The organism is Collinsella sp. BG-O-102, from assembly GCF_023656745.1.
Taxonomy (GTDB): domain Bacteria; phylum Actinomycetota; class Coriobacteriia; order Coriobacteriales; family Coriobacteriaceae; genus Collinsella.
The window spans coordinates 54,519-74,935 of the sequence record NZ_JAMOKO010000009.1 but is presented as its reverse complement, the minus strand read 5'-3'; the positions used below and the strand labels follow the sequence as shown (position 1 = coordinate 74,935).

Genomic DNA, 20,417 nt, shown 5'->3' with positions numbered 1-20,417 from the left:
CACGAAACCGGCCCATCTACTACGTTTGACTCGATACCCCTGACCATACCTTCGTTTTGAACAAAACCGCAGGCGTTCTACCTGCGGTTTTGTTTTCGCGCTTTTCGGCATGGTTGGGGGTAAGGGGCTAAACGTAGTAGATGGGCCGGTTTCGTGGCAGGCCCTTCTCGCCTACGCACAAAAGCGCCGCCACGGAGGAGGGAGATGCCTCCGTGGCGGCTGGGGGTAGGAGTAGGTCGGGATTTAGCCCTGCCGGCCGCCCGGGGCCTTTTGGCCCCGGGCGCTGCCAGCGTGCCTAGCGCTTACGGATACCCCAGACCAGGGCACCGACGCCGGCCATGGCAATGACGAATGCCATGAGCAATGCGGCAGCCTGCTGGTCGCCTGTGGTGGGCAGGAAACCCTTGACCGTCTTGACGATGTTCGTCACGGTCTTACGCGTGCCGGGATCGGGCGTCAGCACGGGCGTCTCGGGCTTCTTGTACGTGTTGTTGAACACGATACCCTCGACGCTCTTGTCGCCCTTGGTAAAGGCGACGTTCGCCTTGAGGTTGCCCTCGCCGTCATCGACCACGTTGACGGTCACGGTAAAGACGGACTTGTCGTAGGTCATACCGACCTCGTCGCCCTTGACCTCGCTGATGGTGTAGGCGTGCGTACCGGGCTCGTCGTACTCAAACTTGTCAAAGTTGATCTTGCCGTCGGCATCGTTGGTAACCGTAGACTCGATGTCCTCGCCAACGAGCTTAAAGCTAAACTCGTCCTTCTTGAGCTCGCGTCCCTCGAGCACCTTGATAGCGCCGATGGAAATCTGCGTAGGCATGGCGTGATACTTGTTGGTAAAGCCAGCCGACTCGGTGGTTCCCTCGAGCTTGTGCGTCGCGGTCAGCGTGCCGTCGCCGTTGTCGGAGACGGTGGTCACGACGGTGTAGGTCGTGCCGTCATAGGTGACGCCCTTGTACAGGCCGAGCGCGTTGGGGCAAGCCTCGCGCAGCGTGTACGTGTGCGTGCCGGGTGCCTCGTAGCGAATCGGGCTCAGCGTCACGGTGCCGTTAGCGTCGTTGGTGCCGTTAGCGACAACCACGTCGTCCTCGAGCAGCTCAAACGTGAACTCGCCTGCTGCAAGGTCGCGTCCAGTCAGGCGCTTGACTGTCTTGACCTGATCGGTCACGGACGAATCGGTAGGTGCCACGCCGTAGGTGTTGGTAAACGTGAAGGCAGCACCGTCGTCGCCTTCGCGCTTGACGCTCAGATGCCCGGCACCGTCGTCAGACACGGTGTAGGAAACTTTGCGCGTGGCGTTGGTGTCATTGGTCACGCCAGGGGCACTACCGGACTCGGTCACCGTGTAAGTAAAGGTGTGCGAGCGCGGAGCGGTGGGGGCTGCGGGCTCGGGCTCGTCGCTGGGCTCGTCGGCGTTGGCATCGGTGTCGGCCTCTTCAGCCTCTGCCTCGTCGGCCTCTGCCTCGTCGGCCTCGGCTTCGTCAGCTTCGTCTGCCTCGGCCTTATCGGTCGCATCGTCCGTCACGCCCAGAGCGCGGTTGAGGTCCTCGAGCGTAAAGTGGATCTTGCCAAAGTCCACGTTGCCAGCCGCGTCGTTGGTTGCGGTCGTGCGCTCGGGCATCGGGGCACCAGCCTCGTCGGCGGTCACGGTAAAGGTGAACTTGCCCGTGATGTCAGCCGGGGTCAGGCCCTCGGCAGCTTGGAGCTTCTTAGTGCCGGTGAGCGCGGCATCGACGGCTTCGGCGCCGTAGACGTTCTCGAACAAGGGCTCGACGCCGCCGTAGTCGACCGTTGCCGTCAGGGTACCGTCACCGTTGTCGACGACGATAACCTTAAAGCCAAAGCTCCACGTTGTAGCGGAAACGCCATTCGGCAGCCCGAATAAATCTTCGTAGGCCGTGTAGTTAATGGTCCAGGCAAGCTTACCGTCCTTATCGGTACGATAAGCAAGCCCAGCAGCCTCAAGATTAGCAAGCATCTTAGTGTCGTAGTGCAGCGTATCAAAGCTCACGTGCCCGCCGATATTGGGCTTGAGGTTTTCGTATGCCACAAGCTCACCCTGATAGGCGATGCCGAACCAGAACTCGCCGTCGGCCATCGGGCGGCCGGCCAGAGTCTTGGTGGCAACGACCTGAGCGGCGGTGCCGCCAGGCGTGTTGGTCGTAGCGCTGTAACTGTTGTGGAACGGCACCAGGGCCTTCTCGACCTTGTTCTCGCCACTCTTGTGGACCGTCTCATGCGTGCCCTCGGGACCGCCGGAAACGGTCGTCGTAGCAGTGAGCGTGCCGGCGGTGTCGTCGGCGATGGCGATCGTCACCGTGCGCACGGCGTCGTCGTAGGTGTAACCGGGCTGGCCGTCGTTCTTCTCGGCCACGGTGTACGTAAAGGTCTTGCCGGCGTCAGCCTGCGTAAATATAACCTCATGACCAGCCAGAATGTCGATCAGTCCGACCGTTGCCTCTGCCGCTGCGGGGGACTTGAAGCTATTAGCCCCGGGCAGCAGACCGAGCGCGCGAGCCGAAGCGTCGTCAGCAGGTGTCACGGTAAAGGTGAACTGACCCTCGGTCATGGGGCGGCCGTCCAGATACTTGCTGAGCCACAGACCGCCGGCCGCGGTGTAGTTAAGCTCAGTGCGGTACTTGTTGGTAAAGCGTCCGTTTTCCTTCTTGGTGACGTTGGCGGTCAGGTTGCCATCGCCGTTCTCGGTCACGGTTACTTCGGCGGTCGCGACGTGGGAGTCATACGTCATGCCGACCGTATTGCCCGCGTTCTCGCGGATCTCGTACTTGTAGGTTCCGGCAGCCGTGTAGCGAATCTTGCCGAACTTGATGGCGGCAATGCCGTCCTTCGCATCGTGCTTGCTCACGGTTACGGTTGCAGGATCGGGTAACGGGGCGCCATCGGGGGCGGTAATGGTAAAGCTGAACTCGTCCCCATCCGTCCACTCGCGACCGTCGATGGCCTTGCTCAGGTCAAAGTCGAGGTCTGCATCGGTCGGGGTCACGCTGTAGGTGTTCTTGAAGGTTGCGGTCTTGGCGTCCTTCAGGACATGCTCAGCCTTGAGCGTGCCATCGCCCTTGTCGGTAATGGTGGTCTCGATGGTGTACTTGGCGTCGCCGTACGTGATGCCCTTGCTGATGGTTCCGCCGTTGACCTCGCGCAGCGTGTAGGTGTGCTCGCCGGCCTCGGTGTACTTCACGGCGCTCATCGTGATGTTGCCCTCGGCGTCGTTGATGCCGGTGGCAACGACCTTGTTGCCCTCGACGAGCTCGAAGGAGAACTCGCCTTCCTTGAGGTCGCGGCCGATCAGAACCTTGTTCGCGGTAATCTGGTCGGTGACGCTCGTCTCGACAGGCGTCACGTTATAGGTATTGGTGAACGTAAATGCCACATCGCCGTCCGGCTTGTGGGATACGCTCAGATTGCCCTTGCCGTCATCAATCACGGTGAAGGAAACCTCGCGCGACAGCTTGGCGTCGTTGGTCACGCCAGCGACCTCGCCGGACTCGGTCACGGTGTAGGTGAAGGTGTGCTCGCGCTTCTCGGGCTTCTCGCCCAGAGCCTTGTTAAGGTCGTCGAGTGTAAAGGTGATCTTGCCAAAGTCGACCTTGCCCTTGGCATGATTGGTCACGCTCGCGTTCGCGGGCATGGGTGCACCATCTTCACCGGTCACGGTAAAGGTGAACTTGCCGGCAATGTCAGCCGGGGTCAGGCCCTTAGGAACCTGCAGATTCTTCTTGCCCACAAGCGATGCCTCGGCAGGCGCGGCAGTGTAGGTGTTCACGAACTCGTTGCCGGCATCGCCGTAGACAGCCGTCGCCGTCAGGGTACCATCGCCGTTGTCGACAACGGTTACACATGCGTCAATTGCCGACACGGTGGCGCTCACGCCCGCAGGCAGCTTGCCGGTCTGCTCGGCAGCAATGTAATGAATGGTCCACGTCGGTTTGTCTGAGCTAGCATCAAGCGATGCCTTGTCTTCCTCGACCAGCTTGGCGAGCGACTTGGTCGTGTACGTCAGCGGACCGAACTCAACCTTGCCACCCTTGTTGGTTGCATCCAGCAGAACCTCGTCGTGCCCCGCATAGCTCAGCGCAAACTTAAATTCGTCATCAGCCATCGGGCGCCCCGTGAGCGTCTTGGTTGCCTCAAGGGTCAGCGGAGTTTCCATCTTGGCGCTATAGGTGTTCTTGAACTCGGTCTCGCCCGAGATCTTTTCAACGTCAGCCTTAAGCCCACCCGTGGCATTAACCGCCACGGTCACCTTGAACGTGGCAACGTTCTTGCTGTAGGTAATGCCACCGGCGTCGCCCTTGACCTCGCGGACCTCATAGGTGTACTCGCCCGGCTTGTTGTAGGTGATCTCGCCGAAGTCGATGGCTGCCTTGCCGTCCGGGTCGGGTTTGTGCACGGTCGTGTCCGTGGATGCAGGCATCGGAGCGTCATTCTTGGGCGTCGCGGAGAGCTCAAACTTAAACTCGTCCGCATCCGTCCAGCTGCGGCCCTCGAGCACCTTGGTCAGGCCAAAGCTGGCCTTGGTATCCACCGTTGTCGGCGTCACGTTAAAGCTGATCTTGCCGTTGTTGCCCAGGTAGGAATTGACATGCGTCGCGGTCGCCTTGGCGGACACGTTGTTCCACTTGGGATTAAGAACGTCGGTCGCGGTGCCAGTGTTGTTGCCGCCCACACTCTCCTTGGTGGTGTGAAGCTCGTCGATAAAGGCTAGGCGCGCGGTTCCCACGCTAAACGAAAGGTTGCCACCCTCGTCAGCAACAATAGCGCCGTCAAACTTCGCAGCGTCGCCGCCGATAAACTCGATGACGGCGGCGGCAGGCTTGGCCTCGCCGTTTTCGCCCCGCTCCTCAAACTCATCCTTGTAGTAATAGGTGCCGGTATCTGTCAGTGAATTCTTTGCAGGCTGTGTGCAGCCCTTGTCCGTGTAAATGGGCGTCTGCTTCTGGAAGTAGTAGTAGCGGTTGGTGTCGGCCGGCTCAAAGGTCGCAACCGTATTGCCCAGATCGCCGGCAGCCCACTTGTTCGCGTAGAAATTCACGGTCTTGGCGCCGTTGGCAACGGTCGTATTGTTCTCGATGTAATCCTTGAGCCCCGTTACCTTCTCGGGCGTAAACAGGTTGTCGAGTGCAGTGCTCTTCACGCTCGAGGTGTACTTCACGCGGATAGGCTGAGCGCTGTCGACCGAAAGCTTGCCGTCTACGGTCTTAAAGTGGCTCAGCGGAATCAACGACGCAGGAATGCTGACCGTTACGACATCGCCCTTCTGGGGATTGTCATCACCAGCACGCTGCACGGTAATGAGCAGGTCTTTTGCCTTGCCGGTGAACTCGTAGGTGTCGGTATTGGTTTCTTTATTGACCGTTTTGTCCGTCTTGGTAAACGGCGTGCCGTTGATGACGACCTCGGTGAAGCTGTCGACCTGCATAAAGTCGCCCAGCTCGTCGGTAAACGTGATGTAGCCGGACTTGGTCGCGTCGTAGCCCTTATCAATTTCGGTCGGATAAGGCGCCTCTGACGTAATGGCCTGTGAGATGTCGTCGAAGACCTTCTTGAGCTCTTCGGCATCGGTCGCCGACTTGTAGTAGTCGGAGTTTTCCGCGCGTGCACCATGAGCATCCCATGCCGTGGCATTGGGGTAGTTGCTCGAAACGGCCTGCATGAACTTGTTCTCTTGGCTTGTCTTCGAATCTTGGACACTGGCTTTGGGGTTCGCGCCATCAAAGATGCCGATGGTATAAACGGTGGCCTTGCCGTCCTTCATATTCTTAGCAGCTGTCACGGCAGCGTTGGCGACACCCGCATCGAATTTATTTTGCTTTGTTGGCGTACCGTCGGTAAAGAACACAATAATCTTCTTGGCATCTTTGCGGCCATAAGTGGTAGTGATTTTCTCGGCCAGCTCTAGGCCATAGTCGGCGCGCGTGGCGCCGGCAGGCTGAATTTTATTAATTGTATTCTTCTTGAGATCATCCGCATTGCTGCCGGAACAGTAGGTCAATTCTTTCATAACCTGGGTGTAATTGTAGGAGTACCCTCCGTCGCGATACATATTGTTGCCGATATTGTTGGACTTCTCGCCCGCAAACTTAACAATGGCAACCCTATGTTGCCTATCGACACCCTCGATACTCTCGTTTTGTTTGGCGATGGTATCGATAAAGCTGTTCGCAGCGTTCTTCAGTGCATCGATACGCTTAGTGCGATCTCCGCCACCCATAGGATCATCCATCGAGCCAGATGCATCCAGCACCATCACGATGTCGAGCGGCGTAGTAACCGTCACGGTTGAATTAGACGTCGAGGACATGGCCGAAAGCGTGGTCAGAAAATCCGACTCTTCGTTTTCCTCAGTTGCCTCGACCGTCTTGTCGGTCCAGATTCGGCCGACGTTTTGGGTCGTTACCTTATTGCCACCGTGGCCTGCCGCCCAGATTTCCCAGCGACCGCTGGTGTCGGGGTCGGCGACCTTTCCGGTCATTATCGGTCCGTCCATTCCTGTGCTGGACCTGGCGTTGGCCTCGGGCAGCATGGCGAATGCTGCGGCTGGCAACACCAGCACTACGGCCAGTATCACCGCCAAGAGACCCCTCGTGTACTTACTCATCGCGTCTCCCTTCTCGCGGTCTCAGACCTTGCAACAGCCTAAAGTTACGAAATGAGACACAATTTGGGCAGGTGACACATGTTCCAGATTCTGTTTTGGGCGTGAGACAAATGTCTCACCAAAGTTGAGACACGGCGTTTTCGCAGGAAAACGGGTGCGACTCGGAGCCATCAGGCAAAAATGATCCGCTTTCCTCCGTCCCCAAAGGGGGCAGTCGATGGCGCTCGCCACGAAACCGGCCCGTCTACTACGTTTGACCCGATACCCCTGACCATAGCCGCGTTTCATGAAAAACCGCGGGCAATTTACCTGCGGTTTTGTTTTTGCGTTGTTCGCCATGGTTGAGGGTAGCAGCCTAAACGTAGTAGATGGGCCCATTTCGTGGCAAACGGGTCACGTGGCAGCCCTCGCAAGGCCAAAATGACCCGTTTTCCTCCGTCCCCGGGAGATCAAGGGCTGTTACGGATATGGTGCCATTTCAAAACTATGCCGGATTACGGGGCTAAAGTCGGAACCCTCATCCATACCCTCATTTTTTGAAAAACGGCAGGCTATCTACCTGCGGTTTTGTTTTTGCGATTTTCGGTATGGCCGAGGGTCCGCTATCCAGCCCCGTAATCCGGCATAGTTTTGTTCGTGGCGGCCCAACCGCGCGTTTAAGTGCGGGGCCGGTGGGGCAAAATTGCCCCACCGGCCCCTATTCCAGTTCTATCCCAGCGTTACTCCGGCTTGGTTTCTACCGTGGGAGTCTTGTCCGCCGCGACTGGAGTGCGGGCAGTGTCCATAGTCAGGCAGTGTTTAGGACAGCTCTCGATGCACTCGCCGCACACCACGCAAGCGTACGGGTCGATCGACCAGGTACCGCCCTTGCGATCGACCGCGAGCGCGCCCGCCGGGCAGCGGCGCGCGCACATGCCGCAGCAGATGCACACGTCCATGTCGTTGACGATATGCCCGCGCAAGCGCTCGGGTGCCGTCAGCTTCTCCTGCGGATAGCGCACCGTGACCGGCTGCTTGACCATAGAACCTAAGGCCGTCTTGGCAAATGTCAGTAAACTCATGCCGCGCCTACCTTTCCGTGCAGCTAATGCAGGGGTCGATGGTCAGGATAATCATGGGCACGTTGGCAAGGAGCACGCCCTGCAGCGCATGTGTCAGACCCGCCAGGTTCTGCGACGTCGGCGTGCGCACGCGGAAGCGGTCCAGGTTCTTGGTGCCGTTACCGCGCACATAGTAATACGCCTCGCCGCGCGGCTGCTCAATCACAACCTCGCCGCGTGCGCCGTCGGCCGGTGTAAGCTTGGTGCGCCCGCCTATCCCGTCGTGCGGAATCTTGCCCACAAGCTCCTTAATGATGTCCATGGCCTGCGTGACCTCGGCACAGCGCACCTGGCAGCGGGCATAGCAATCGCCATCGGTAGCAACGATGGGCTCAAACGCAACCAGATCCGCATAGGCACCGTCGCCAAACATGCGCACGTCGTAATCCACGCCCGAGGCGCGCCCAAACGGGCCGACCATCGACAGATCCAGCGCATCTTTCTTGCTGATCACACCCACGCCATGCAAGCGCTCGCCGCAGCTGTCATCGTCCAAAAACGTATGCACCAGGGCCTCGTAGTCGGGACGCATGGCATCGAGCGTCTGGACAATTCCGGCCAGCTCGGAGTCCTCGATATCGTGCTTAAGGCCGCCGATCTCGTTAATCGACAGAATCACGCGGCCACCGCACGTGCTCTCGAAGATCTTGAGAATCTGCTCGCGCAGGGTCCACGACCGATAGAACAGTGCCTCGAAGCCAAAGGCGTCGGCGAGCAGACCCAGCCACAACAGGTGCGAATGAATACGCGAAAGCTCGTGCAAAATGGTGCGGATATACTGCACGCGGCCGGGCACCTCGATGTCGAGCATGCGCTCGCAGGCGCTGGCATAACCGTAGCTGTGGCCCACGGCGCAGATGCCACAGATGCGCTCGGCGATGTAGCCAAACTGGTGCATGTCGCGCTTCTCGGCGAGCTTCTCGAGCCCGCGGTGCACAAAGCCGATCTGCGGAATTGCCTCGATGACGCGGTCGTCCTCGATTACCAGGTCCAGATGAAGCGGCTCGGGCAGCACCGGGTGCTGCGGGCCAAACGGAATAACGGAGCGATGTGCCATGGACCTTACGCCTCCTTTTTCTGCTTGTCGCGGGCGGCCTTGGCGGCAAGCGCCGCGCGGACCTTGGCCGCTTTCTCGGGATCCATGGCGGCGAGCTTTGCCTCCATCTCGGCAGCCTTGAGCGCGGCCTTCGCAGCAGTTTCATCGTGCTGAGCATCGGAGCCGGCAGCCGCAGCGGGCTGAGCGACGGCAGCGCCCGCAGCATCGCCAGCGCCCGCAGTGCCCTCCCCCGCAGCGGCCGTGGCAGTAGCAGCCTTCTCGGCCGCGGCCTTGCGCGCCTTGGCCTCGGCAGCGGCACGGACCTTCATGGCTTTCTCGCGCGCGGCCTTCACCTCGGGCGTGATAACGCTCATGGGCTCGGCAGTCGAGACCTGGTAGAAAAAGCCCTTAAAGTCAATCTGCATATCGGTAATGGCAAAACCAAACAGGTCGTGCGCTTCGTTTTCAAACGGGAATACTGCCGGATAGTACGAGCTGATGGACGGAATCTCCTGGTACTGATTAATTCCCTCAACCACCAGGTTCTCGATCGCATAGCTGCCGTCCTGCGCAATCTGCTCCTGAGCAGCACGGACGTTGATAAACGTATAGACCAGGCGATACGATCCGTCGTCCACACAGCGCTCGGCGTGCATTTGCACAAAGCGCGCGCCGACGCCCTTGAGCGCCTGCACATGCGGCAGGAGCTCGTCGAGCCCGACGGTGGTATAGATAGCCTTTTGCATTACTCGGCCTCCTTTGCAGCGACGGGCGTCTCAGCAGGTGCGTCACCAGCGGCAGGCGCTGCGGGTTTCTCGGCAGGCGCGTCACCGGCACCGTCAGCCCCGGCCCCAGCTGCAGCCACGAACCCGTCCTCGCCCAACTCGACGCCGCCATCCCAGGTAGCAGCGCCGCCCACGGTAAGCGGGTCACCGCCGGCGCGCATCACGGCCTCCTTCTGATCAAGGATGCCGCACGCCTCCACGATGGCATCGATCACGGTCTCGGGACGAATGGCGCACCCGGGCGCATACACGTCCACGGGAATCGCGCGGTCCACGCCGCCGATCACGTTATAGGCATCGCGGAATACGCCGCCCGAACACGCGCAAATGCCGCACGCCACCACGCACTTGGGCTCGAGCATCTGGCTGTAGATCTGGCGCACGACGGGCAGGTTCTGGGCATTGACCGACCCCGTCACCAAAAAGATGTCCGCATGCTTGGGGTTGCCGGTGTTGACCACGCCAAAGCGCTCCGCATCGAACAGCGGCGTGAGCGAGGCCAGCACCTCGATATCGCATCCGTTGCAGCTCGAGCCGTCGTAATGAATGACCCACGGCGAGCGCGACATTTTATGATCCATGGATGCCGCCTCCTAAATAAACACGTCAACGAGGATGGGCATAAGGTTGAGCAGGCCAAACACCAGCGCCACGCCCCATCCGAGCCTAAAGCAGCTGCGCCAGGTGCTGCGTGCGAAGGTGTTGTCGATCAGGACCTCGACAAAATACGTCGCGGCCATCACGACCAGGGCTACAACCCAGCTCACGGGGTTGTCCCAAACAAAGAACATGCCCACCCACATCAAAAACAGCACGGTCTCGCACCAGTGCATAAGGGTCATCTTGGCCAGCGTGCCGCCGCTCATCTCGGTGGCGACGCCCTGGACGATCTCCTGATGCGCGTGATGCGAGTACGAAAGGTCAAACGGCGACTTGCGCAGCTTGATGGTAAGCACCGCGAGCAGCGCCAGGAAAATGGGCGCGCTGTACACGATGATGGGGGCCGACTGCCCCGTCACGGCGATGGAATCAAAGCTGTCGGTGGCAAGGTACAGGCCCACGCTCATCAGCAAAACGGCGGGCTCGTAACTCATAACCTGCAGTAACTCACGATCGGCGCCAACCTGGGCAAACGGGCTTTGCGTCGAGGCGGACGCCAACACCACAAAGATCGCGGCGAGCGTCACCATAAAAGCGCACAGTAGCGTGTTAGAGCCCGACACAAAGATGCCGCCGCCCACGACGGTAAAGATGAGCGCGCACGCCATATAGGTATCGTCCATGGTGTTTACGCTGGCAGGGGCTTTGCGCAGCAGCTTGGCAACGTCGTAGAAAGGCTGGAGCAGGCGCGGGCCCACGCGGCCCTGCATACGGGCCGAAAGTTTGCGGTCAACGCCGTCGATCAGGCCACCAACCAAAGGCGCCAGCAGGGCAAACACCACGGTACCAATAAATATGCCCACGACGCCCGAGCCTTCAAAATACTTGCCGCGCAGCACCGAGGGCGCACTCATGGCAAGCCGCTCGGGCCCAATCCACGCGCAACACAGCAGCGCAAACAAGATAATACTGCAGCACACGACGCTACCCGCGGGACCAATACGCTTCTCGCCAAGGGCGTCCTCCGAGTACCAATTGCGCTTTTCAGCCTTTACCTCGTGTCCCATCGAGCCGCGGAAATGGCGATATTTATCGGTTCCCACGCCCGAAAGGTACACGTTGACGTGCGGCTTATTGCTCACGCGGAATGAAGTCAGCAGCACCACGGCGATAAACGCCACGATAACCACCATCAGATACATGGCGTCCTTGCCGATAACGTACGGCACGCGGCCAAACACCATGGCCAAGTAAGGCGACACCAGACCACTCGAGATAACCGGGAACGCCACGCAGCACAGAATCAGCAGCGCGGCGATGGTGTTGAGGGCCATCCATTCGGTCTTATGAACATTGACCTCAACGTTTTGAGCCGTGGGGTCGACGCCCGAAAGCTTGGCAAGCCACTTGCCCCAGAAGTAAAACGTCGCGGCCGAGCCAAAGGCCAGAACCATGATCATGAGCACGTTGCCGGTCTGGGCAAACGCCACCAGGGCGCCCCACTTGGACACGAGCATGCCAAACGGCGCCACAAACATGCCCATGATGCCCAGCATCATCAGGCGCGTCAGGTGCGGCATGCGGCTGAACATACCGTCCATGTCCTCGATATTGCGGCTGCCGATATGATGCTCGGCCGTGCCCACGCACAGGAACAGCAACGACTTTGCCACCGTGTGGAACAGGATCAGGAAGATGGCCGCCCATACGGCCTCGGGCGCGCCGACACCCAAGCAGGCACTGATGAGGCCCAAGTTGGAAATGGTGGAGTACGCGAGCACACGCTTGGCGTTGCTCTGCGAGATGGCCATGAGGGCAGCGAGCAAAAACGTGATGGCACCCACACTCGTGACCATAAAGCCGGTCACGGGATAGATGGCATAGAGCGGGCTCAGCTTGACCATCAGGAACACGCCGGCTTTGACCATGGTTGACGAGTGCAGCAGGGCGCTCGTGGGCGTGGGGGCAACCATGGCGCCCAGCAGCCAAGTGTGGAACGGCATCTGTGCGGCCTTGGTAAGGGCGGCGAGCGATAGCAGGACGACCGGCATCACCAGCAGTGCGGACTGCGCGGTACCGGCGCCGGAAAGCTCGATCATGCCCGAGATGGTCAGCGGCATGCCGTTGACGTGCAGAAACATAAGGCCCGCCAAAAACGCGATGCCGCCCAGCATGTTGAGGATGATCTGGGTGAAGGCGTTTTTGATGGCCTCGGGCGTGCGCGTGTAGCCAATCATGAGGAACGAGCACACGGTGGTGATTTCCCAGCCGCAGAACAGCCACTCAAGGTTGTCGCTCGTCACGATGACGAACATGGCCGAGAGGAACAGGAACATGAGCGCCAGGAACTGCGGGCGACGGTCGGGCGCGGTCTGCCCGCGCAGCGCGGCCTCGTGCTCGTCATGGGCCTGGAAGTCCTTCATGTAGCCCAGGGCATACACGCAGATAAGGCTGCCGACAATGCCAACGGCGAGCACCATGATCACACTCATGTAGTCCAGGTAGAGCGGGGTTGCGGTGACGGCTTCGGTCGCGGGCAGCGTCATGGCTGCAAAGGCGAGCGAGCCCACCAGTTGGACTATGCCGAGCACCGTGGTGAGCGCGTTCCTATATTTGTACGCGTTGTATAGGATGACGGCGCACAGGATGACGTCGATGACGGAGCTGATGATCGAGAGCACATGCGAGGTACCGGGGGCAACCTCAAAGCTCTGCGGACCCGTGCCAAAAAACATGACGGCGACTACAACCGTCACCGCCATAATAATGCCGGAACCTATGAGCCCCACCGCATCGCGGGCGCGGTCGCCGCGCGCGAACAGCATGCCCAGCGCCGGTACCAGCGGAAACAGGGTAAGGAAATACAGTAGCGTCATACCATCACTCCCCCATGCAAAAACGCTGCAATTGTTTAACGTTATAGCTCAATTGATGAGTAGCGGCAGCGGGTTTTCGGTCAACTGGGGAGTTTTAGGCGTACGGGGCAAGGAGTCTGTCCGCATTGGAGCAAAGGGGCGACGCTCCCCCTATCGCAGCGACAGGCGCGCGGGCCACTGCGCGCGGTTTATTGGCCATTTTGGAGGATGTCCCGATAGGCTCGCGGCGGTCCAAAAAGTTGGCGCGGCAAGAAAAATGCGCCCCTGTGGGCGCACCATCCCGTTTGCTATTCCGCCTTTTTAACGCGCGGCTTGCGACCGCGCGGCTTATCGACCAGTGCGGCCTCACCGCTCTCGCGGTACTGACGGCACCAAGCCTTGACCGAAGACTCGCTGGGAATCTTGTGCTTGATCATGGCCTCGCGAACCGTCAAGCCGTTTTCCAGACGGTCCTTAACCACAGCGAGCTTTACGTCGTACGAATAGGTGTGATGATGCGAACCGGCATTGAGAACGGCGTCGGCACCGCCCACGGCATACGCGCGGGCCCACTGACGAGCCGTGGCCTGGGGAATGCCAAGCTCCGCGGCGAGGGCGCGATGACCGACCCCCTCTTGAAGGATCTCGACGGCGCGCTGCCTAACCTCGGGCGCATGCGTGCGAGTCCTAGTTGCTTCCGACATACCTGCCACTTCTTAGCCTTAACCGTTAATCTGCTTTCTTACGTGCAAGTTAGATAGTAGCATTTTAGCGTTTGCTCAAAGCAGTTAATTAAAATAGACGCGGCGTTATCTGGGCATTTGGCACCAAATTACGACATTTCTTTATCGATTATTTACGCTGGTAGCTGACTCGCAGCTAATCGTCATTCGCTTGTCAACAAAATTGGCATCTCTTTATGTCCTTTGGTATAGAGGATATAGTTATTAACCCCTCCCCCAATAATTTTGAGTGATCTGCAGGACAGTAGACCTCCTCACTCCTCATGATTACCGCGCATTGCCATCCACCGGAGCAAAACAAAAAGGGCGGGACCTGCTGCGCTTGCAGGCCCCGCACCGGTTGACACCCAACGGGACACAGCCGGGCGAGACGGATCCGTGCTACCGCCCCGCCTGGCCGCGATGTTCAACTACAGCTCGTTGGCCGCGTGATATGCCGTGCGAATGGCGCTCGCAATGTCGGCGGTGCGCTCGCCCGAGCAGTCGCCCACGCAGGTCACGGGCACCGTCACGCCATCAAGGTCAAACGCGTTGGCCTTGGAGCCCACGGCCATCACCACGTAATCGCAGGCGATCTTCACCGGCTCCTCGGCGCCGTCCTCGGTGGTGCGAATGGCCTCCACGCCCTCATCGGTAATGGCGGTCAGGCGGGTCTTCACGTGCTGCTCCACGTTGTGCTCGGCAAAGTCGCTCATGATCAGCGGCAGAATGGTCTCGGACTCGCCCGCGGCAATCTTGTCGAGCATCTCGACAATCGCCACCTCGCAGCCGTGCTGCAGCAGGTACTCGGCAGTCTCGGTGCCCACCAGGCCGCCGCCAATGACGACGACGCGGCCCGTAAGCTCCACCTTGCCGGCCAGCACGTCCCAGCTCGAGACGACCTTCTCCGAGTCGGCGCCCGGAACGGGGATGACCACGTCATGTGCGCCCACGGCCACAATCGCGGCGTCGGCGGCGTTGAGGTCCTCAGCGGTAGCGGCATGGTTGAGCTCAACCTTCACGCCCAGGCCGGGCAGAATCTTCTCGTAATACTCGACCGAGCGCATGATCTCGTCCTTGCGCGGAGGCGCGGCCGCCAGCACAATCTGGCCGCCCAGATGATCGCTCGCCTCGTAGACGGTCACGTCGTAACCGCGCTTGGCCGCCACGCGCGCGGCCTCCAGGCCGGCAATACCGCCGCCCACGACGGCGATCTTCTTGTCGCCCTCGCCCGGCTTGATGGCGATGGTCGCCTCGTCGCCGTTCTCGGCATTGAGCACGCACGAGATGTACTTGCGGTTTTGAATCGCATCGACGCAGCCCTTGTTGCAGTTGAGGCACTCGCGGATGGGCTCGCCCGTGGCGGCCTTCAGCGCAATGTCGGGGTCGCACATGAGCGAGCGGCCGTAGGCGATGATGTCGGCCGAGCCGTCTTCCAGGATCTTCTCGCCCGCCTCGACCGAGACAACACGGCCGACGGTTGCCACCGGCACGGAGACCAGGGCCTTGACGCGCTCGGCCACCGGCAGCGTCCAGTTGTAGGGCATGGCGCCCATGGGCGGAATAGTGTCGCCCATGTTGCCGGTGTGGTTGGCCTGTGCGACCTGGATCATGTCGATGCCCGCGCCCTCGAGCAGCTTGGCAAACTCGCAGGCCTCGTCGGGCTGCAGGCCACCCTTGCCGCGCGGCGTGCCGTCGGGGTTCTCCATGATCACGGGGAGCTTGTACTCCACCATCAGCTGCGGCGCGGCTTCCTTAATGGCAGCGACGACCTCGAGCGCATAGCGAACGCGGTTCTTAAACGAGCCACCGTACTCGTCGGTGCGCTTGTTGAGGATGGCCGAGCACAGCGAACCCACCAGGCGGTCGCCGTGGACCTCGATGGCGTCGATTCCGGCCTGCTGCGCGCGAGCGGCCGAGGCGGCGATGGCCTCCTTGATCTGGGTAAGCTGCTCTACGCTCGCCTCGTTCACAAAGTGCTGCATGTCGTGGTGCAGTTTGGCATATGCCTGCTTGCGGATCTCGTTGGACTCGGCCATCTTGGCGGCAAAGGTCTCCTCGTCGCCGGCGGCCTTGGCTTCCTGCGCGGCCTTGGCGGCGGCCATGGATCCCATGACCATGCGGCCGACGCCGGGCACGTCGTACTCGGGGTGGAACAGCTGCAGCGCGACCTTGGCACCGTGCTTGTGGACGGCGTCGGCCAGCGCCTTAAACGTGGGGATCTGGGCGTCGGTCGCCAGCTTGGGCGTGGGGCTTGCGGTCATAACGGGAGCGACGTCGCCGATGACGATGTAGCTCACGCCGCCACGGGCCAGGCGCTCGTAAAAAGCCAGGCTGCGCTCGCCAATGGAGCCGTCGCGCTCCTCGTAGCCGGTGGTCAGCGGCGGGAACATAATGCGGTTCTTGAGCTCAAGGGGGCCAACCGTAATGGGCTGGAGCAGCTTGGATGCAGGTGCGGTCATGGACATTCCTCTCTTGTAGACGCGGCGGCGATGGTGCCGCGTAGTTGTCTAGAGGATATGGCATGGGGGCACAGCGGCGCAACGGAAATCGGCAGACAGCAGGTAGCGACAGGTGGATGGGGCGGGGCGGCCCGTCGGTTTGTCTCAATCTGTAACAGTTACGCGGTAAAACTGGGTCTTACTGTTACAGATCGAGACAAACCAAACCCGCCTGCTAGAAAATCTCAATCTATAACAACAACTCGGCAAAATCCGTCCCTCGTGTTACAGATTTAGACAAACACGACCCAACCCACCGGTATATCTCGACCTGTAACACCTAGCCGCCCAAATCGGGTCTAGATGTTACAGATCGAGATTTTGTTTGAGAGGCCGAGAATTGGACCGAAAACACGGTCCCGAAATAACAAAAAAGCTCGCCGGCTAGGCCGACGAGCTGCAAGTTCTTGGTCGCGGGGGCAGGATTTGAACCTACGACCTCCGGGTTATGAGCCCGGCGAGCTACCAGACTGCTCCACCCCGCAATGTCTGGGCGCCTCATGTGCGCAAAAAAGAATATTACGCGGGAGTTCGGTAAACGGCAAGGAAAATCTCGTAGAGCATAATTCCTTCATATTTAAAACCCCTCAGCCCCTATCACTGTAAACGAATCGCGGCCGAGCGCCGTCGACGGCGCGTATACAATGGTGCGCGTCCTTTTATGCCAACACCGGGAGTAGACATGCTGCTCGCTATCGATATGGGAAACACGCAGACGGCCATGGGCCTGTTTGACGGAGACGAGCTGGTGCAGTCGTGGCGCATGCCCACCGACCGCTCCTATACCGCCGACGAGATCCATGTGCGCCTGATGGGTTTCTTTAAGATGTACGGCCTTTCGCTCGACGCGGTCGACGCAATCGCCTTTGCGGGCGTGGTGCCGCAGCTCTCGCGCGAGTGGCACGCCGTGGCCGACCGCATTGCCGCGGACGCCATCGTCATCGGGCCGCAGACGGCCGCCGTAACCAAGCTGCGCGCGGCGCGCCCCCAGGCCGTAGGTGCCGATCGCGTCGCCAACGCCGTTGCGGCCGAGACTTTCTACGGCGCGCCGGCGATCGTGGTGGACTTTGGCACCGCGACCAATATCGACGTCATCGATAAGGACGGTTATTACATTGGCGGAGCGATCGCGCCGGGCATCCGCATCTCCATGGACGCGCTTGCCGCCCGTGCCGCCAAGCTCGCCAGCGTTCCGCTCGAGGCGCCGGAGCACGCCATCGGCCGCGATACCGAGGAGTGCATCAAGGTCGGCGCCGTAACGGGCGCCGCCGCCATGGCCGAGGGCTTGGTCGCGCGCATGAAGCGCGAGCTGGGCCGCGAGGACGCCACCGTTATCGCCACGGGCGGTCTCGCCGGCATCGTCGCCGATTCGACCGATGCCTTCGACGTGGTCGACGGACAGCTCACCATCAAGGGCATCTGCGAAATCTACCGCCGCATGCAGGAGCTGGGGTAAGACGGGGCTTAAGTCGAGCACGCCCGATGTCACAGCCCCGCAAACGTTCGCCAAGCCTATTCCTCAAAATCGAAATTTTTTCGATTTTGAGGAATAGGACCGAGATGCCGCTCCACAGTCACGCAAAAGCCCTCCCCGGTGCAGGCCGAGGAGGGCTTCGTTGTCATTGTTATCTATGGACGCGGACGCCTCGCGCTACAGCCCGCGAATGCGTACGGCCTCGGGCGGAAACTCCTGCTCGCCGGCATCGGTCTTGATGGTCGCACGACCCCAGATGTCCAGGCCCGCAAATACACCAACAGCAAGCGGCAAGCCGCTGGGCGACACCGCCGCAACTTGGCGACCCAGCAGCGGCACCATGTCGAAGTACTCGCCCAACACGGGGGCCAGCGGACCTGCGGCGCCCTGCGGCGTATTGGCAACAGCCGCCCAGGCGTCCACACGGGTCAGCACGGCGGCAGACAACTCCTCGACCAGCGCTTCGTCGGCCGCATCCACACCGAGCTCGCTCAATGCCGAACGCTCAATATCCACCGTCACGGCACCGAACATGCCCGCAGCACCGGCGCCGCCGTTGACGGTGACGCGCGCGAACGACGTCTCAAACACAGGCGCACCGCACACGATGTCACTCGGCCACTGGATGCCCACCTTGCCGGCAAGGCCCAGGCCCGGCGTCGACGCCGTGCCCGCGAGCGCGTCCATCATGCCCATCGCCGCCACAAACGGCAGGCCGTGGAAGGCATGCATATTCACGTCCGGGCGCACGACCAGCGAAAACGTCAACGACGCCTCGCCCGCGCTCCAAGCGCACCAGCCCGCGGACACACCCTCGCGACCCGCGTCGCGCGCGGCGTCAAGCTCGGTGCCGGCGGCTACAACATTCATCTCAATCATCTACATACGCCCCAATTCGCCCACGATATGGCCCACGCGGTCCTCGGGCTCCTTGACCTCGACACCGTTGTAGCGGAAGAACCGCGCCGGGTCGTGCATCAGATCCTCGAGCGGCACCAGTACAAAGTCGCGCTCGCCAATGAGTGGATGCGGCAGGCGCAGCTTTTTGCCGCCATGGATCTCGCCGTCCATCCACAGCAGGTCCAGGTCGATGGTGCGCGGACCGTTGACCTTGGCCTTCTTGGAGCGGTCGCGCCCCAGCTCAGCCTCGATCTTCATAAGCTCGTCGAGCAGCACCAGCGGCGCCAGCTCGGTCTTGATCTCGATGACGGCGTTGGCAAACGCATCTTGGCGCGTCTCGTAGGCCGGCTCGCTCTCGTAGATGCGCGAGCAGTTGGACACGCAGGTGAGCGGAATCTCGGCGATCATGTCGCGTGCGGCGCGGATGTTGTCGCAACGATGCCCCAGGTTGGAGCCCACGGCCACAAACGCACGGCGCGGCTGCGGCTTGGCGACAGCCCAGTAGCCGTTCAGGAAGTGCGCAAAGCCAGTGACGTCGTGCACGCGCACGATGTTGGCACCGGCCTGGATAGCGCCCAGGCATACGCCAAACGTGGCGGCATCGCGCGCGGCGGCCTCGGTCACGCCCGAGACGGCGCCCACAAAACGCTTGCGCGACACGGCGCACATGAGCGGATAGCCCAGCGACGCCATCTTGGCGGTCTCACGCTGGATGACGATATCCTCGTTGGCCGTCTTGCCAAAGCCCGGGCCGGGATCGATGCAGATGCGGTCGCGCGACACGCCGGCATGGATGAGCGTGCGGGCCTGGTCGGACAGAAAGCCCATGACACGGCGCATGATGGGCGCCGAATCGGGCAGGGTAAAGCGGCGGAGCTGCGAGGTGGGCACATAGGCCTCCTCACGGCGGGCACTGCGGCGCATCATGGCGGCCAGGCGGTCATTGGACTCCGATGCGGCCTCGGTGGCTGCGGGCGCGGCCTCGGGCGCGGGCGCGACGGTCTCGGCGGCAGCAACCTGCTCGGCGGCCGGCGTCTCCTGCCCCAGCTCGGTTGCGGGCTCGGACGTGGGCTCCGGTTCGCCAAACGGCAACGAGGGCTGCACCACGCCGCCCGGAAGCTTGGCCTCAACCTTGGGCTCACCCAGCAGCTTGCCGCGACGGCGGCGGGCCGGCTTCTCGGCCTCGCGCGCGGCCTCGGCAGCCGCTTCGCGTGCCTTCTCGGCAACAAACGCCGCAGCCGAGGTATCGAGCTGCACCGTTGCGTGCGTGCGGGCGGGCGCGGCGACCTCGCCGGCATGCATCACGATGACGCCGCAGGTACTCGTCTTAACAAACTCGACCATCTTGGGATCGGTGAAGCCCGTCACGTCGTTGACGATCGAGGCGCCGCAGCGCACGGCCGCCTTGGCAACCGCCACATGACGCGTGTCGATCGAGACGATGGCGCCCTCCTTGGCCAGCGCGCGTACCACGGGCAGCACGCGGCGAGCCTCCTCGTCGGGGTTGACCGGGGTAAAGCCAGGACGCGTGGACTCGCCGCCCACGTCGATGATGTCGGCACCGGCGTCGAGCATCGCCAGGCCGTACTCGATGGCGGCATCCGGGTCGAAGTGCTCACCGCCATCGCTAAACGAATCGGGCGTCACGTTGAGGACGCCCATGATGCGCGGGCGGTCAAAGCTGAGCTCGTACTTTCCGCACCGCCATGTCTTGCTATCGTTCGCCATGAACATCCTCCTAAAATGCCCGCGCCGCCGCGCTTGGGCGCTGGCGGCGGGGTCGCTTTGCAATCAGTCTTTCTATTGTATCCGCGCGCGCGGG

The 20,417-nt window shown here is 61.2% G+C and carries 11 protein-coding genes and 1 tRNA gene; 1 reads left to right on the top strand and 11 read right to left on the bottom strand.

Annotated elements, in window-relative coordinates; all coding sequences use genetic code 11:
- Nucleotides 1-295: 295 nt before the first annotated feature.
- From NBH09_RS06070 to NBH09_RS06030, 9 genes are all read right to left on the bottom strand, one after another.
- Entirely contained in the window at nt 296-6,622 is a 6,327-nt protein-coding gene (locus NBH09_RS06070) for a Spy0128 family protein (RefSeq protein WP_250787348.1), read from the bottom strand.
- 719 nt (nt 6,623-7,341) lie between these two features.
- The gene (locus tag NBH09_RS06065; RefSeq protein ID WP_138113720.1) at nt 7,342-7,683 is read right to left on the bottom strand and encodes a 4Fe-4S dicluster domain-containing protein; all 342 of its coding nucleotides are present in this window, start codon (nt 7,681-7,683) and stop codon (nt 7,342-7,344) included.
- Between the two features lie 7 nt (nt 7,684-7,690).
- Nucleotides 7,691-8,779, bottom strand: a complete 1,089-nt coding sequence (locus tag NBH09_RS06060; RefSeq protein WP_138113718.1) for a hydrogenase large subunit — start codon at nt 8,777-8,779, stop codon at nt 7,691-7,693.
- A 5-nt stretch (nt 8,780-8,784) separates the two neighbouring features.
- Entirely contained in the window at nt 8,785-9,504 is a 720-nt protein-coding gene (locus NBH09_RS06055; protein WP_138113716.1) for an NADH-quinone oxidoreductase subunit C, read from the bottom strand.
- Nucleotides 9,504-10,124: an NADH-quinone oxidoreductase subunit B family protein gene (locus NBH09_RS06050; RefSeq protein WP_138113714.1), complete on the bottom strand. Its 621-nt coding sequence runs from the start codon at nt 10,122-10,124 to the stop codon at nt 9,504-9,506. The genes NBH09_RS06055 and NBH09_RS06050 overlap by 1 nt, the downstream gene beginning before the upstream one ends.
- A 12-nt stretch (nt 10,125-10,136) precedes the next feature.
- Entirely contained in the window at nt 10,137-13,019 is a 2,883-nt protein-coding gene (locus NBH09_RS06045; RefSeq protein WP_138113712.1) for a proton-conducting transporter transmembrane domain-containing protein, read from the bottom strand.
- A gap of 287 nt (nt 13,020-13,306) precedes the next feature.
- A complete protein-coding gene (locus NBH09_RS06040; protein WP_035136573.1) occupies nt 13,307-13,702 on the bottom strand; it encodes a helix-turn-helix domain-containing protein in 396 nt (131 codons plus the stop codon).
- Between the two features lie 449 nt (nt 13,703-14,151).
- Nucleotides 14,152-16,182 carry a bilirubin reductase, long form gene (gene bilR, locus NBH09_RS06035; protein WP_250787347.1) on the bottom strand — a complete coding sequence of 677 codons (2,031 nt, stop codon included), beginning with the start codon at nt 16,180-16,182 and terminating at the stop codon, nt 14,152-14,154.
- A 447-nt stretch (nt 16,183-16,629) separates the two neighbouring features.
- Nucleotides 16,630-16,706 (bottom strand) — tRNA-Met (locus NBH09_RS06030).
- A gap of 197 nt (nt 16,707-16,903) precedes the next feature.
- Between NBH09_RS06030 and NBH09_RS06025 the strand changes: the two genes are divergently transcribed.
- Entirely contained in the window at nt 16,904-17,677 is a 774-nt protein-coding gene (locus NBH09_RS06025; protein WP_250787346.1) for a type III pantothenate kinase, read from the top strand.
- Nucleotides 17,678-17,872: 195 nt separating this feature from the next.
- Here NBH09_RS06025 and NBH09_RS06020 read toward each other — a convergent pair whose 3' ends face one another.
- Together NBH09_RS06020 and folP are read right to left on the bottom strand one after the other, a co-directional pair.
- A complete protein-coding gene (locus NBH09_RS06020; protein WP_250787345.1) occupies nt 17,873-18,574 on the bottom strand; it encodes a hypothetical protein in 702 nt (233 codons plus the stop codon).
- A complete protein-coding gene (folP, locus tag NBH09_RS06015; protein WP_250787344.1) occupies nt 18,575-20,323 on the bottom strand; it encodes a dihydropteroate synthase in 1,749 nt (582 codons plus the stop codon).
- Between the last annotated feature and the right edge of the window lie 94 nt (nt 20,324-20,417).

Bases quoted from the DNA above. Each gene is read 5' to 3' on its own strand.
- NBH09_RS06070 (WP_250787348.1), bottom strand. From the start codon at position 6,622: ATGAGTAAGTACACGAGGGGTCTCTTGGCGGTGATACTGGCCGTAGTG.
- NBH09_RS06065 (WP_138113720.1), bottom strand. From the start codon at position 7,683: ATGAGTTTACTGACATTTGCCAAGACGGCCTTAGGTTCTATGGTCAAG.
- NBH09_RS06060 (WP_138113718.1), bottom strand. From the start codon at position 8,779: ATGGCACATCGCTCCGTTATTCCGTTTGGCCCGCAGCACCCGGTGCTG.
- NBH09_RS06055 (WP_138113716.1), bottom strand. From the start codon at position 9,504: ATGCAAAAGGCTATCTATACCACCGTCGGGCTCGACGAGCTCCTGCCG.
- NBH09_RS06050 (WP_138113714.1), bottom strand. From the start codon at position 10,124: ATGGATCATAAAATGTCGCGCTCGCCGTGGGTCATTCATTACGACGGC.
- NBH09_RS06045 (WP_138113712.1), bottom strand. From the start codon at position 13,019: ATGACGCTACTGTATTTCCTTACCCTGTTTCCGCTGGTACCGGCGCTG.
- NBH09_RS06040 (WP_035136573.1), bottom strand. From the start codon at position 13,702: ATGTCGGAAGCAACTAGGACTCGCACGCATGCGCCCGAGGTTAGGCAG.
- bilR (WP_250787347.1), bottom strand. From the start codon at position 16,182: ATGACCGCACCTGCATCCAAGCTGCTCCAGCCCATTACGGTTGGCCCC.
- NBH09_RS06025 (WP_250787346.1), top strand. From the start codon at position 16,904: ATGCTGCTCGCTATCGATATGGGAAACACGCAGACGGCCATGGGCCTG.
- NBH09_RS06020 (WP_250787345.1), bottom strand. From the start codon at position 18,574: ATGATTGAGATGAATGTTGTAGCCGCCGGCACCGAGCTTGACGCCGCG.
- folP (WP_250787344.1), bottom strand. From the start codon at position 20,323: ATGGCGAACGATAGCAAGACATGGCGGTGCGGAAAGTACGAGCTCAGC.